This window comes from Aureispira sp. CCB-E, assembly GCF_031326345.1.
In the GTDB taxonomy this organism is placed as follows: domain Bacteria; phylum Bacteroidota; class Bacteroidia; order Chitinophagales; family Saprospiraceae; genus Aureispira.
This window is the reverse complement of the sequence record NZ_CP133671.1, coordinates 4,202,857-4,217,714: the sequence shown is the minus strand read 5'-3', so window position 1 is coordinate 4,217,714 and position 14,858 is coordinate 4,202,857. Positions and strand designations below refer to the sequence as shown.

General features: G+C 33.8%; 13 protein-coding genes and 1 tRNA gene. 6 read left to right on the top strand and 8 right to left on the bottom strand.

From position 1 onward, the window contains the following. The first annotated feature begins 63 nt into the window (after positions 1–63). The 3 genes from QP953_RS16525 (at position 64) to QP953_RS16515 (ending at position 4,102) form a co-directional block, all read left to right on the top strand. Positions 64–516, top strand: a complete 453-nt coding sequence (locus tag QP953_RS16525; RefSeq protein WP_309551906.1) for a PaaI family thioesterase — start codon at positions 64–66, stop codon at positions 514–516. Positions 517–591: 75 nt separating this feature from the next. Continuing rightward, entirely contained in the window at positions 592–1,908 is a 1,317-nt protein-coding gene (bioA, locus tag QP953_RS16520) for an adenosylmethionine--8-amino-7-oxononanoate transaminase (protein ID WP_309551905.1), read from the top strand. A 346-nt stretch (positions 1,909–2,254) separates the two neighbouring features. Further along, positions 2,255–4,102, top strand: a complete 1,848-nt coding sequence (locus QP953_RS16515; protein WP_052592150.1) for a PLP-dependent transferase — start codon at positions 2,255–2,257, stop codon at positions 4,100–4,102. 113 nt (positions 4,103–4,215) lie between these two features. Here the strand turns inward: QP953_RS16515 and QP953_RS16510 are convergent, their stop codons facing one another. From QP953_RS16510 to QP953_RS16495, 4 genes are read right to left on the bottom strand one after another with little or no spacing between them, the layout of a single operon-like run. Next, a complete protein-coding gene (locus QP953_RS16510) occupies positions 4,216–5,322 on the bottom strand; it encodes an alanine racemase (RefSeq protein WP_309551903.1) in 1,107 nt (368 codons plus the stop codon). A 3-nt stretch (positions 5,323–5,325) separates the two neighbouring features. After that, positions 5,326–5,955 (bottom strand): isochorismatase family protein, encoded by a 630-nt coding sequence (locus tag QP953_RS16505; protein WP_309551901.1) that lies wholly within the window; start codon positions 5,953–5,955, stop codon positions 5,326–5,328. A 2-nt stretch (positions 5,956–5,957) separates the two neighbouring features. Then, positions 5,958–6,710 carry a cyclase family protein gene (locus tag QP953_RS16500; RefSeq protein WP_309551900.1) on the bottom strand — a complete coding sequence of 251 codons (753 nt, stop codon included), beginning with the start codon at positions 6,708–6,710 and terminating at the stop codon, positions 5,958–5,960. Position 6,711: 1 nt separating this feature from the next. Next, positions 6,712–7,911 (bottom strand): glycerol acyltransferase, encoded by a 1,200-nt coding sequence (locus tag QP953_RS16495; RefSeq protein ID WP_309551899.1) that lies wholly within the window; start codon positions 7,909–7,911, stop codon positions 6,712–6,714. A gap of 340 nt (positions 7,912–8,251) precedes the next feature. Between QP953_RS16495 and QP953_RS16490 the strand changes: the two genes are divergently transcribed. The 3 genes from QP953_RS16490 to QP953_RS16480 all read left to right on the top strand — a co-directional run bounded on the left by QP953_RS16490 (position 8,252) and on the right by QP953_RS16480 (position 10,229). Further along, a tRNA-Leu gene (locus tag QP953_RS16490) sits at positions 8,252–8,336 on the top strand. 284 nt (positions 8,337–8,620) lie between these two features. Further along, positions 8,621–9,784 (top strand): site-specific integrase, encoded by a 1,164-nt coding sequence (locus QP953_RS16485; protein WP_309551897.1) that lies wholly within the window; start codon positions 8,621–8,623, stop codon positions 9,782–9,784. Between the two features lie 139 nt (positions 9,785–9,923). Next, a complete protein-coding gene (locus tag QP953_RS16480; RefSeq protein WP_309551895.1) occupies positions 9,924–10,229 on the top strand; it encodes a hypothetical protein in 306 nt (101 codons plus the stop codon). 373 nt (positions 10,230–10,602) lie between these two features. Here QP953_RS16480 and QP953_RS16475 read toward each other — a convergent pair whose 3' ends face one another. The 4 genes from QP953_RS16475 to QP953_RS16460 all read right to left on the bottom strand — a co-directional run bounded on the left by QP953_RS16475 (position 10,603) and on the right by QP953_RS16460 (position 14,662). Then, positions 10,603–11,541, bottom strand: a complete 939-nt coding sequence (locus tag QP953_RS16475) for a hypothetical protein (protein WP_309551893.1) — start codon at positions 11,539–11,541, stop codon at positions 10,603–10,605. 501 nt (positions 11,542–12,042) lie between these two features. Continuing rightward, positions 12,043–13,026 carry a hypothetical protein gene (locus tag QP953_RS16470; protein WP_309551891.1) on the bottom strand — a complete coding sequence of 328 codons (984 nt, stop codon included), beginning with the start codon at positions 13,024–13,026 and terminating at the stop codon, positions 12,043–12,045. Between the two features lie 132 nt (positions 13,027–13,158). Further along, complete coding sequence (locus QP953_RS16465) at positions 13,159–14,139, bottom strand: hypothetical protein (protein WP_309551889.1); 981 nt, start codon at positions 14,137–14,139, stop codon at positions 13,159–13,161. A gap of 100 nt (positions 14,140–14,239) precedes the next feature. Further along, a complete protein-coding gene (locus QP953_RS16460) occupies positions 14,240–14,662 on the bottom strand; it encodes a hypothetical protein (protein ID WP_309551888.1) in 423 nt (140 codons plus the stop codon). Positions 14,663–14,858 lie beyond the last annotated feature (196 nt).

Below are 14,858 nucleotides of genomic sequence, written 5' to 3'. Positions count from 1 at the left end.
GCTTGTTCCTTTCTTGAACTTCTTATCTTGTGCGAATTATTGGATAGAATTAAAAAAGACATTATGACAGATAATGAACTGCACTATCGAAAATTAGAACGAATGTACCTAGAAGGGGCATCTATTAACAGTAGTTTTTATGAAACTACAACATTGCACATAGAAGAAGAAAAGGCAACAATTACCTTAGAAATATCGCCTAAGTATTTTCATGCTTTGGGAGCAATGCATGGAAGTGTTTATTTTAAACTATTGGATGATGCTGCTTTTTTTGCTGTTAATTCAATTGTTAAAGATGTATTTGTATTGACTACGAATTATAATATTAATATTATACGTCCTGTTAGTCAAGGAGTTCTTAAAGCAATCGGAAATGTCAAATTCAGCTCTAAGAATTTATGGATTGCAGAATCAACGCTTTACGATGAAAAAGGAAGACCCATTGCTTTTGGAACAGGGCATTTTGCAAGGAGTAAAGTAGCTCTAACTGAAAAGATAGGTTATTGCTTGCCTTGATAATATTTTGTTTATCAGTTAGATGTAAGTTTTTTTTTGATGCTAACGAATACAGCTTAGTAAATTATAAATAGAATGGAAGTAATCAATACAACAATAAGCGAAGAAGACATTGCTTTTGACAAAGAACATTTGTGGCACCCTTATACTTCTTTGACCCAGCCACTCCCTGTTTATCCCGTGGAATCAGCGGAAGGAGTAAGAATTCATTTGACAGACGGTCGTACATTGATAGATGGAATGGCAAGTTGGTGGTCTGTCATTCATGGTTATAATCATCCAAAGTTAAATCAAGCGGTTGTCAATCAAACTCAAAAAATGGCGCATGTGATGTTTGGAGGGTTGACGCATCAGCCAGCGATTGATTTGGGTAAAAAGTTAGTTAACTTGACACCCAAGGGCTTGGAAGCAGTATTTTTATGCGATAGTGGTTCTATCTCCGTAGAGGTGGCTATGAAAATGGCGATACAATATCAACACGCTCTAGGAAAGCAGAATCGCTCCAAGTTTTTAACCTTAAAAAAAGGTTACCATGGAGATACTTCTGGCGCCATGTCTGTTTGTGACCCTGTATCTGGAATGCATCATTTGTTTCGAGATTTTATGCCACAACACTTTTTTATGGAAGCGCCAGAACGTGGTTTTGAAGAAACTTTAGCAGCAGGGGAAATTGAAGACATCGAAATGTTTTTTGAATTACATGCTAAAAATGCAGCTGCTTTTATATTGGAGCCAATTGTCCAAGGTGCAGGGGGAATGCGTTTTTATGCCCCTCAGTATTTAAAAGAGATTCGTCGCCTTTGCTCAATGCATGGCTTGTTGCTAATTGCAGATGAAATTGCAACAGGATTTGGGCGTACAGGGAAGTTATTCGCGGTGGAACATGCGGATGTTTTGCCTGATATTTTATGCATAGGAAAGGCGTTGACAGGTGGTTACATGACATTAGCAGCTACAATTTGTACTAGAAATGTCGCTGATACAATTTGCAATGGAGAAGCAGGGGTAATGATGCATGGTCCAACATTTATGGGGAATCCTTTGGCTTGTGCTGTTGCGAATGCTAGTCTAGATTTATTGCAACATTCAAATTGGCAACAGAACATTACCTCTATTGAAGTTGTTCTGAAAACAGAATTGTCAAAGGCAAAAGCATATCCTTCAGTAAAGGATGTACGTGTTTTGGGCGCAATAGGCGTCATTGAAACAACTGTTCCTGTCAATGTACAGGAAACGCAAGCCTTTCTGGTCAATCGGGGCGTATGGATTCGTCCTTTTAGAAATTTGCTTTACATTATGCCTTCTTACGCTATGTGCAAAGAAGATTTGGAGCATGTTTGTAGAATGATGGTAGAGGTGGTGCAGCAAGAACATTGTTTTAATAAAGTGTAGTTTGTTTAGTGATAAATTTTACTCATTTAAAAAATTACCACCATGTGAATCTATGACATTATTAATCTTTTATTTTTTACTGAGTTATTGAATCAAGTTGTTATGTTAGCTAAATGCAAAAACCTTTCTTTTAGTAGAAGAGAGCTGTTTTTATGCCTATATTTGCCCAACCTAATCCAGCGATAGTTTGTTATCAAACGAATCGGAACCTGCTTTTTTAGCTTTTGTTAATTAAGCAACAGGGGAATAAGCTCATAACGTAGCTTATGGGTTAGGAGCAATCAACGACTACTAATTTTTAATAAATTAAATTAACGACATCAACCTATCTAAAGGGGAAAAAATTATGGAAGACAACAAAATGCTTAATTATATTAAAGATGTTTTAGAAAATATGCCCGCCAATTGGTTAAAACTAACTACTCATCGGCTGGATATTTATGAAGAAAAATTAGCTAAAACGCAATTTATAGAGCAATTTGAAGCATTATTTAATGAAAACAATGCCAAAGAAGCAGCATTGAGTGTATTGCCAACAGCATTTGATTATATTCGGTTGGGACATCCATTGTCTTGTGTTTTGGAATGGGCTATTGCTAATTTGAATGGTTTGAAGGCTGATAATGTTATTAGTTTTTCTTCTAAGACAGTTCCCATTTTAGCGGTATTAAGAAAAAACTTATTAACCAATAAAAATACTCAAATTGTTTACACAGGAGAGTTGCCTGATTGTTTTGATGCAGCAATCATCAAAAATGTTTATGGGTATCAGTTTGACTTAAAAAAGGTAGAACGAAAGGAAGATATTGTAGCCTTTGAAGGTAGTACTGTTTTTATCTCAGAACAAGAGCATATTGGTAACTTAGAGTTAGCTCCTAATATTGATTTCTTTATTGGGTTAAATGGAAGTTTAGGTAGTATTTTATTGGTTAATGGAAGTGCTAACGATCATTATGTTTCGGATATCCAACATGTACGAAGAAGAGAGACCGTAGCGATGACACCTATCAATTCTTTGGCAGCTCTGAAAGCTATGGTAGGGGATGTTTCCTTGCAAGATAGAGAAAGTAGTGATGTGGCAAATAATGAAAAACTAGTTCTAAACTCAATTAGAAAAATTACAGGAACAAGTGGCAAAGGGCTCGTTGCTTCTAGTGGTCTATCGACTCAGTATGCAATCATGATGGGGCTTATAGATGCCGCCTTAGAAAATCATTCAGGAAAAGCCATCAAATTTATCGTTCCTCCTAATTGCTACGGTGGAACAAACGATCAAGCAAGACGAGTGGCTGCTTGCATTGACAATGTAGAAGTTATGGATTTGCCTGTTGACGGTGGAAAAGATATGGTTCAAAGCATTGATGTGGTTTTGGATCAAATTGCCGAGGAAGATGCCGTGCCTTATATTATTGCAGAAATTCCAACCAATCCTAGAGTGGAAGTGCCTGATCTATTAAAATTACAAGCAACGCTAAACAAAAAAAGAAAGAACAAGAAAGGAGAAATAGCTGTAGAGCCTGTCTTTATTTTAGACCAAACATTTTGTCCTAATGTACACTTTTTAGGGGAAGGAGAAATCCTTTCGACGATCCAATCTATATCGTATGTGAGTGGATCAAAATTTCCAAGCGGAGGTTTGTGTACTGCTGGTTATTGTGTGGCAAATCAAGAAGCAGAATACCTAATGGAAAAGATTGAATTGCACTTGAATCTTTGTGATAATGCAGCGACCAATCACCAAATGGAAACATTAGCAAAACAACTACCTTCAATGGAACAAAGAATTCATGATGCGTACAAAAATACGCGTGAATTTGTACAATTCATTGAGGAACATTTGCCCAATGCAAAAATAAATTTCGTATCAGAAGAATTAGCAGCAAAAGGATTTACACCATCCGTATTTTCATTGGATTTGCCTACTAAGGGAAATACAGAAGAGGAAAAAGAATTGTACAAAAGAAAATTGAATCTAAAATTGATTCACTTGATGATCAAAGAGATTCCCCACGAGAGTAAATTTTGTGTTAGTTATGGACAATTAAAAGGCTGTTATTGGACGATTCCTGCAACTTCGACACAAGGAACGACCAAAGAGGGCGACAAAGATTATATTGTTCGTGCTGCCTTGTCTCCAGATTTAGATTTAGAACTACACAAGAAAGTCTTTTTAGATTTTGTCCAAGCAATTTAATTGTCGAAGTATGGGAGGCAAAGGATTGTCTCCCATGTTTATATAAGTGTGAGTTTCTAATTTGCAATAGTTCGTTGAAACCACGAAGTAGCAGCGTAGCTAACTACTATAATTTAATAACTTTGATTGAAAGGCATCATCTTCATCAAACTGCCATCTGTTGTAAACATTTGTTTCATTAAATTGGCTGTCATACAAGCGTGTACAGGTAAAATTTTAACAATTTGCCCAACAGCACATTGTTTGATGAATGCATCGCTGCAAGAAATAGTGCCATGTTCTTGTGATAATTTAGAAACATAAGTGCCAGAGATAGGAGTAGACCAACTATTTCCATCGTCTTCAACGATCCATCCATAGCATGAACCATAATTATTATCTAAATAGACTTCCTTTGAAAAATGAACGCCACCTCCATGGATGATAATTTCGTTGCGTTCAGGATGTAAGGCAACGATAGGACAGGCAAGCGCAACGGCAATTTGTTGCACCGAACAAGCTCCAATTTGCAGTTGCATCAAATCATAAAATACAAAATTGCCTGGTCGAATTTCAGTAACAAACTCAAAATCGTTCATTTGACTACAAGTGGGAGTATCGCCTATAGAAATAGAAAGATTAGGGTAAGTATTGTGATAATAATCGTAAACCAGCCTCATTTTTTCCATCGCTTCATAGTGCACAGCCCTAATCTCTTCAAGACCTCTTGCAGCATAACTATGTCCAGCATGTCCTAAGAATCCACTAAAAACAAGTTGTTTGGAAGCTTCGATTCCTTTGGTCAAAGCATCTAAAAACTCAAAATTATTGGCTTCAATACCTGTTCGTTTGGTTCCCAAGTCTATTTTGACAAACACACCAATAGGACTTGTTAAGTTTTTCTTTAAGAAAGCCAAAGTTTCTAAAGACTGAACTAGTAAGTTAAGTTTGATTTTAGCCGCTAAATGATTGATTAAATCAATCTCTAAAATATTGGCAGGAAAGGCAACTGTAATGTCATTCCATCCATCTTCAGCAAAATAAGCCGCCATAGGAAGAGAAGAAACCGTAATCTTTTTTACACCAAAATCCCTAAACCACTGACCAACTTGGTGTGATTGATGTGTCTTGAAATGAGGACGCAATTCTATTTGATTTTGATGCGCTTTGTCCCACATCAATTGAATGTTTTTGAGACAGCGTTTTTTGTCTACTAGAAGTGTTGGTGTTTTTATTTGCATGATTTACAACATTAATTGATCACTATCTAACAATGTAATACCTGCTTTTTGTAGCTCCAAAATAGCCAACCGACCATCTTCTAGGGTATCTAAATTAGCAGCCAGACAAGCATCTTCCAATAGAAATGTTTTAAAACCCATCGAAGCAGCATCTAAAGCTGTATCCTTGATGGCATATTCTATATTAACGCCCAATATAAATACTTCTTCAACTTCCTGTTTGTGGAGATATATTGCTAGTTCGGACTCATTAATTGCCGTTTTTTCAGAATTAAAACAACTGTAACTACCACGAGTAGCATCAATAGACCGCTGAATAATTTTATGCACTCCCTTAATTTGTAAGTTATCCATAAATTCAGCTCCAAAACTACCTTCTATGCAGTGGATAGCCCAAAGACGTTGAGGGATCCCATTGATTTCAATAACTTGATTGGGATAGCGAAAAAAATGATTGGCTGCAAAATTTTTAAGATCAGCTGGATGAGCATACTGGCTCGCAACAATACAATCGAAATAACCAACGTCTATCATTTGATTAGCAATGGCAATAATTTCAGATGTTCCTTTAATTTCTAAGATACCAAAATTCCCAAAATCATTTTGCAAATCAACTAAAAGTAAAGCTTTCATAGTTATTGATTGATTGGATACAAAACAGGTCTGCTTGGAGTCGCATCATTTTCAAAAGCAGCTGTTTGTAAATTTAAAAAATAGAAACCGTCTGAAACTTCGTTAGGAACATATATTAACTCGGTAATAGTGGCATCTAGTCGAGGGTTTTCAGGATAATTCCAATAGGCATGATGAGCAGCTAAAACGCCATCATCAACTTCCTTGTCTACAGAAGGAGTGTCAATTAAAAAATGTCGAACGCCTTGATTGTACAACCAGTCCATTGCTTGAGCTTCTACAAAAGGAGGATTCGTATTGGTGTATTGAGTGAATCTTTTGTGGTCAGAATTTGGTAATGTTCTAAGGACTAATGCTTCCACCTTTTGCTCACAATCAAGCAATGTTTTTAGCTGTTGCAGAGTTATAATCTGATCCTCCTGAACCTTAACAGGTTTGCAGCTCAATACCTGTGCGAAAAAAAAGGAACGTTTCAAAAGTTTGTGAATAGAATAAAACTCTTTGGAAATATGCCCTACACACTCCGTATGTGTGCCATTGCCATGTGGATTAAAGGAAATATCGTTAAAATTAACGGCGCCACCTTCTCGAACTGCTCCTACAAAATGTTCCGTCATAACAGGCTGTATTGAAGGAGGAGGACAGTACCAAGCACTTGCCGCATTTTTATTATTCTGTATAGGTAAAGAAATATCAACTCCTGTGTTCAAATCTAATTGATAATCTTTGTGATGGTAATGAATGGTTGCTTGCATTTTATTGTAAAGGTTTGCCAAGTTCATCTAATTGTTTCCATTTTCGGTTGCCATAGGCAATTAATATAAACCAACCAATAATAGGAATAAAATAAGCCAAAGTAATAGGATTTCTCCAAATCAGTCGAATAAAAGTTCCCCAACCCGTTCCAATTTCAATGGGCTCTTTGGTTTCATATTTGCGTTCTTTGATCCATTGACGCTCGAACTCATGAAACATCAAAGGCCAAAAAAATGGTAGATTATATGGAAAATAAGCACGTTTTTGCCACATAACTTTTATTAACTCCTTTACTTGAAAAGGGGAGTGACCATATTTTTCTACCGCAGCATCTAGGTCTTTTTGCATTTGTTCCTTCACCCTATCCCTAATAGCTCCAATTTCTGCTTCGGTCATATCTTTATATTCTTTATCTGTCCATTTGTAAGGACTAATCCGTGTACCTTTTACAAAATGCATTTTGACAGGAAATGCAAGATAAAAAGCCCAAGGAAATACTAGGGCCAAAGTCAATACTCCCAATGCCATAAAAGGCACTCCAATTTTGTTGAATTGTCGGTTGACAAAATCAAAACTATAAACATAGGGCACGACATACTCAGCATTGACCGTAGAGTAAGGTAAGATATCTGTTTTATATTTTAGACTCATTCGAATAAATGAAGTAGCGAAACGTTGCAGTTGATACTTTCTATTAAATCCTTTACCTATGCCAGGAACGCCTTCTGGGTAAATCAGCAAATGCCCTTTGGGATATTGCATCATTGTTTCAAAGTTTAAAAAGTTTGCATCAACACCGCCAGCCATTTTCCAAGATCCTTTCATGAAAAATGGATGCATTGCAGGAATACCTGATAGCCCTGGCGCTACAATGGCTCTAAAGATTTTATCCTCGTCATAATCAAAACGCTTCAGTATTCCACAGCCAAAAACCATTGCATCCCAAGGAAAAGCCATTCCAGAGTGGTTGCTAGCTAAAATGATTGGATGGGCAGGATTATTACGCTCAGGCATTTCATCAAAACCAATATAAACAGGGCGAAAATAAGCTTCATCGACTATTTTAAATAAGGCATTGTTCATTTGGCGCACATAATTCGAGTCAAAGTGGTCGTAAATGAACTTGTTGGCTTGGATTTCTGCTTGGGTATAGGTGCGTTTTTTTTTGGTGCTAATATTGGAGGTGATCTTCTCAGTCATGTATGCAATGTTTTTCGGACAGCTAGTATTATATATAGTTTGTAAACGAAAATAGTATTCTACTCTTTAAGATATTAATCTTTCAATAAATTTGATGCACTTATTATAAAAATTTCTGTTTAAAATAGGAAAAAAAAGCCAGCGTCTAAGAAGAAAAAAGTCTTTTAAAATTATTTCAAAAAAAAAGACAAAAAAAATAACATTGCTTCTTTTTAATAATGAATGAGTTATGAAAAAGTACTCAAAAAAGAGTTAAAAAAACAGAAATAAAGTTTGCAAGATTAAAATAACCGTCTTATATTTGCACTGCACTAAAACAAAAGGGTGCATTTGAAAGGTCGCCCGGATGGTGGAATTGGTAGACACGCAGGACTTAAAATCCTGTTCCCGTTGAGGGAGTGCGGGTTCGATTCCCGCTCCGGGTACTACTTGGGCGACCATACGTCTACATAGAGAGATCAAAAACTTAGCAAACATCGGTGTTCTAGGATTTTTGGTCTCTTTTTTTTTATGTTACTATTTTGTTACCCAACCTTTGTTTAAACGCTCTCTACATAGGTTGACATTATTTTATGTTTCTCTCTTGTTTCCCTCTATGTTTCCCTCCAAAATGTCGATTTGTCTACATATGTCTACATGACCAGTTGTTCAGTTTATGGTATTTTTCAGAATAGAATGATTTTTGTTTTCTAGAATAAAAAACTACCAAATGATACAATTTAAGTTAATTTATAACGTCAAGAAAAAAACGCTTCAAGATGGAACGGCATCTATTCAAATACGAGCGTATCAAAGTCCTAAACGGAGATATATAGCAACAGGGTTGTACGTCAAGCCCAACCAATGGAGCAAACGCTTCTCTAAGGTCGTAGACCATCCAAACGCCAACGAATACAATGCGGAGCTGATGCGCCAATTGGTCGATCTGGAGAACTACGTCTTTGAACGAGTGCGAAGGTTGGGCGCAATGACCATGGAGCAACTAGACGATTATTTTAAAGGGGAGAACAACGATTCTTTTACCGATTTTTGGGAGCGAGAGCTAGAGCAAGACCCCAAACTGCAGAAAACAACCAAAAAGAAACAACGCACGGCGCTCAATTATTGGAAAAAATTTAAAAAGGACGTGCAATTTTCTGAATTGACCTATCAACTCATTCGGGATTTTGACCGTTTTTTGTACCAACACCAATTGCACACCAACACGGTATACACGCATCACAAACAAGTCAAGAAGTATATTAATTTGGCAGTTCGCAGCGATTTGCTCGACTTTAATAAAAATCCTTACCTTAAATTCAAGCCTAAAACAGCCGAAACACAGCGCCTTGTTTTGTCAATGGAGGAAGTAGAGCGACTCGAGGGAATGGCTTTCTCTACCGAGGAATTTTATTTGGAGTTGGTGCGAGATATGTTTTTATTTTCTTGTTACACGGGCTTGCGGTTTTCGGATACGTCCAAACTAAAGTATGAGGACATCAACCACGATCGAGAGGGCATGACCTTGAATTTAGTGGCTAAAAAGACTCAAAAACAGCTCTTGTTGCCTTTATACAAATTACACCAACGCAAACCCGAGGCGATTATAGAAAAGTATCGGGAAGAGGTGTTGTACGAACGGGGTTTGATTTTTCATGCGTACAGCAACCAGTATTTTAACCGCACTTTAAAGGAGTTGGCAGCTCGTGCGGAGATTCTAAAGCCGATTACTAGCCATGTGGCTCGACATACCTTTGCCACGCATTTGGCGGGGAAGGTGCCAATTCATGTCTTAAAGGCGATTTTGCAGCATTCTAAGATCGAGACAACAATGGTGTATTTGCATCTGTCGAATAAGATTGTAAAGGATGCTTTGGATGGGGTGGAGTGGTAGAATACAGAAACAGGTCACTTATTTATCCAAGTGACCTGTTTTGTTGAATTTACTTAGAATGAAAAGAATATTTTTGTTTCTTTTGTTTGTATTTTTAATTATATTTGTTTTTAATTTGATTATTAATTAAAAATATAAAATGAATTTAGATAATATATTGAAAGAGATAGAAGGTGAATTAGTTGCAATGGGGGATAAAGTTATAAAATCTTTACCTAATAACAGGAGTAATGGTAATTCTATAAGCGATCTTGCATCTAATTTGAGAAATAAAGCAAATAGAATTAAACTTTTTACTGAATCTTTTAACGAGAAAAGTACAATACTCATCAATGCAAAAATGCAAGAGTATAATTTGACAAAAGATAGAGAATTGGAAGTGAATGATGGGCTGAAACAGGTTGTTAAATCAGTTCTTAAGGATTATTTAGGTAAAATTCTTTAGTATGGTTTTCTTTTATAAATGGAATGAAGAGTATTATATATTATTTAAATATAACTAATATGAACTACAAAGATGCGCTTAAGTGCCTTAAGCAGAACAAAAATTTAATTGGGGAAACTGACGGCGATTTCAAAATAACTCATATAATAATCGTTCCTTTTGATAGACAGAATCAAGTTGAAATTATTTCGAGAGCTCACCTTAGAAAATCTTATAAAGATTTAATAACTGGGTTTGTAAAGTATAGAGTTCTAGTTGTCGACTTGTCTAAATTTGGTACTTATGGTATCCTGTCTCACTGTGATATAGATCATTATATCTAATTGCAAAAGTTTGTCATTTTGTTAATTATTAAAGATGACTTTTAACTCAATTATACTTTGACTGCTTCGTAGTTATCCAAGAAGCCTAAGTATGGTTTGTCAAAATTAAAACTTACCGTTTTGCTAGAATTTTTTTGGTTGCTACTCCAAAAATTTAATAAACTGATTTTAGGAGAGTATAAGTTTATTGCGACCCATTTTATATTATTATTTAGTAACTTTTCTTTTATTAATTCATCCTTAACCAATTCTGTTTTCATATGTTGAGTATTATACTTGGGCTGAAATAAATTGATTAGTATTCTTTCCAATAAGCCATATTTTGTTTTGTACTCATCTGGTAAAATATTAGGATTACTAAAGTTTAAAGACATCATATTTAGGTTAGGATCAAAATTATGCAAACTCCCACCATAACTTGAATAAAAGTATACAAAGTTGAATAGGATTTCTTTATCTTCTTCTAATTCAATAAATATTTTTTGAACAGTCGAATGATTTCTAATTCTTTGAATAATTTTTTTAGACTTTCCAATGTAAACTACCTCTGGTTTTAGCTGAAGATAATTTGCAACTTCTACGATGTGTTGAATTAATTTAATTGATTGGGTACCATCGGAAAGAATGAAAGTTAATTCATTTATAGTTGATTCTTTTGGTAGAAACTTTAATACTGTATTTGAATGATTAAATGTATTTGGAATGTGATTTCCCCATTGAGTAGCATTTTTCTGTATAAATTTATTTATTTCAATGGATAGAGATTGTGTTTTTCCCTTATAGGAGAAAGAAAAGTTTATGAACTCATTTTTAATGATTTTTGTTGCTTCTATTTTATATTTTATTTTAGGGATTTTTGTAATAAAGTATAGGTTGAACCACCATCTTCCTTTCATCTTTTTATTTAAAAATTGAAGATAATCATCATCATACAATTTATCCTTAGGTATTATAAAACCAATATTAAATGTGTAATTAATTAAACTCATTAATCTTCCTCTATTTTTAAGATTACATATATTTTTACTAAAATCATAATTAATGTTAGTAGATAGTGAATTAGTGAAGCAACAATTATTGTAGTATAAGCTTTGTCTAAGAGCCAATGGACTTCTTTATTTAGGATAATTTCATAAATTATGAATAAAATAATCATGAATATAGAAACCAAAATAGCATAAGAAATGTTAGCATGAATATGCTTGGCGAATTTTAGTCGTGTGGAATTGGGTTCTAGGGTTTGCTGAATTTTGTCTCTAATGTTATAGATTAGGGCAAGTAAATTGAATAAGAATGCACCAAAAAAAGCAACTACCTTGATAAGGTCACTCATAATATTAGCTATGCTAATATTGCAAAAAATTAATATAAGTGATAGGGATATAGGGGTAAAAAATATTAATATAATATCTATGGGAATCATTTTGCCAGTATCTACTGACTTAAATGTCGCAAAATGACCTTTGACTATATTCCAAACATTTATACTACTAAACATTCTTAGGCTTTAAGTTTATAATGTCTTGTATTAGTTCTTGACTTACTTTTATTAATGATTCTATTGTAGGTTGTTTGTTTTTGTCAAATTCAACATCTCCTGTTACATCTACACTAGGTTGAATTTTATTTTTATTGATAGTGTGGAATGTTTTCTTTTTTCCATCTAGTTCTATTTCGAAAGTTGCTTCATCAAAATAAGCATTTTCTTCATCAAAATCAATTCTATGATTTTTAGTATTATTACCTCGTAAAATATCAGCCGCATCCTTTAACCATTCACTCGTGAATCCTCCTCTCATTTTCATAGTATGGGTCATTGTACCCTTAACTCTGCGTGCATGTTGATTATTTGCAATAAAATCTTTCATATTTGCTGGGACAGTATTTTTAATAAACTCTACTTTTTTTAAAGTTCCATACTGAATCATTTCTTTATAGAGGTCATAGGGAACTCTGTTGTGTAATTTAACTAATACTCCCTTAGGTAGCTTGTCTTTTAATCTAATTTGTAATGCATTGTTCAAATCTGTTTTTATACCAAAGTTTTTTATCTTCTGTAAAACTAAAAAACCCTCTGTGCTATTTGGTGGAACTTGTAAATAATAGAACACATTTTTAGTTGAAATATGTTTGTTTGAATTAACAGAAAACTCTCTTACGTTAGTTGAGTTATTCATTATATCAAAATTGTCACCTCCTGTTCCTGCTTGAAAGTAACCATAGATAGCATTATTGCTTGCATCAATATTAAAAGGAAGTCTATTATTTAAAATTTCAGCTGAAGGAACAGTAAGGCTTTTATCTGTGAATATGCCTTTACTTTTTGGAATAAATGGATCTTTCATTATGTTCATGGAGAAGGATTCAAATAACTCAATGAAATTTTCATCTTCATATAACTTATCTAAATTTAAAGGTACTTTTTTTTCTTCTACAGTGATAACATAAGTTGATAATAATATTTTATCTGCCATTAGTCGAGAGTTTTAATAAACGCAAATTGATAAATAATGTTGCGTTCTTTTAATAATTATTTGTTTGCTAGGTATAGTCATCAAAAGAGAGGAATAGTTTTATCCTCAATAACTGTTGTTATTTATTGCAACCTATTTATTACTAATACTTTTAGTTATTTCTGCAACACTCTTTAGTGAATCATTTACAATACTTTCTGTTTTGTTTTTTATCTCTGTTACAGGATGTTTATTTGTTTTAACTCTAGATATCAAATCATTAATATCCATAAACATATTGGCTATTTTTTGATTTATTATTTTTTTTGACTCTGGATCTTGACTTATTAATTGAGAAATATAAGTAGCACCGCCACCTAAAAAGTTATTTAAATGAGTATATTTCAAATCTAGTAGTTGATGCAATTTGAATTGAGTGAATAAGAAATAACTAAGAATTCCTAGAGGGATAATAGAGAGTCTAATGCTAATCCTGCTGAATAGGTCTAATTGAGATATACTCTTAAGGAAAAATGAAAGGATAATTAATGTAGAAATGATTATCATTGAGGCAATAAAAGACCAAAGATAGTACTGCTTAATTTTTTTAGCGTTTTCCCTTTCTTGAGAAATACTATCTTCAAAATTTTTATTGAGACCTAATTCTGCTTTTAAAGAAACAACATTATTTATTCCTTCATTAATTTTTTCAAGGACGTCGATTTTTATTTGAGCCATGTCTTGATCAATTTTTTCAAGGACTTCTCTTTTTAAAGATTCAACCTCATCACTATGTGAAATGACTATAGAAGCAATTTTTTCTCTTTCCTCACTTAATTCCTTGAAAAGATCTATTCCTTCGTTAAAAAAATCAATATACGATTGGGGATTGCTTGTTCTTAAGATCGTACCCCATTTTTGATGCCAAGGAGTCCATTTCTGATCAAAAGTAGCCACTACTTTATTGTATTTGGTCCAGTTTTCAATATTATGGATTTGATTCCTGAATTGATGAAAATAATTTCTCAATAAATCTATTCTTCTTTTAATTTCTTGCCCTTTTGCTTGGATATCCTGAGTTTTAGTTAAAGATGTCAATTCTTGAGGACTATAAATTGATTCAAAGTTATTCATAGAGGGATTTTGTATTTATAATTATTATTACAATAAAGACATTAAATTTATTTATTTTTTATGCATGTGTTTAGCCAAAAAAAAGCGAAAAAATCGCTCTCTATTTCTGATTCTTTTCAAGGACAGAAATAAGCCGCTCTTTATCTTTTAAAGATTGTTTGAGAAGCTCAATCTCTTTTTTTAAATATTCAATTTCTTTATTATTTGAACCTGTGTTTATATTTGTATCACTATTGGTAAAATGCCCTACCTGTGTATTATTCCCATCGCCATTTATTATTTTTTCTTGGCTAGAAATATCACTATTTAAGAGCATTTGCCCTTGTCCCTTCAAAACCCAATCTATGCTAATTTTGGGATTATGATTTATAAGGGATTTTATCATATTAATTGATACACCACTTTTGCCACTAAGGTAACTGGTATAGCTCTGAGGAGTAGTATACCCAAGTATTTTAGAAAATGCAGTTTTGTTCAAACCTAAAAAAATCCTTACGTGTTCAATTCTCTCTCTGTCAGTCATTTGTGGTTTTTTAATTATTTTTTAGGGTGTAAAAATTGCGTTATGTGGTATAAAAATTTTGTTTCCATTATTTTTTAACCTATATTTGTTTGCAGAAAGGGGGAAGTTTAAGCGACAGTCCAACTTTATAAACAAATAAAAGAGTCGATTTTTATAATCGAATCATAGTAAATTAAAAAACAAACTCGTTAACATT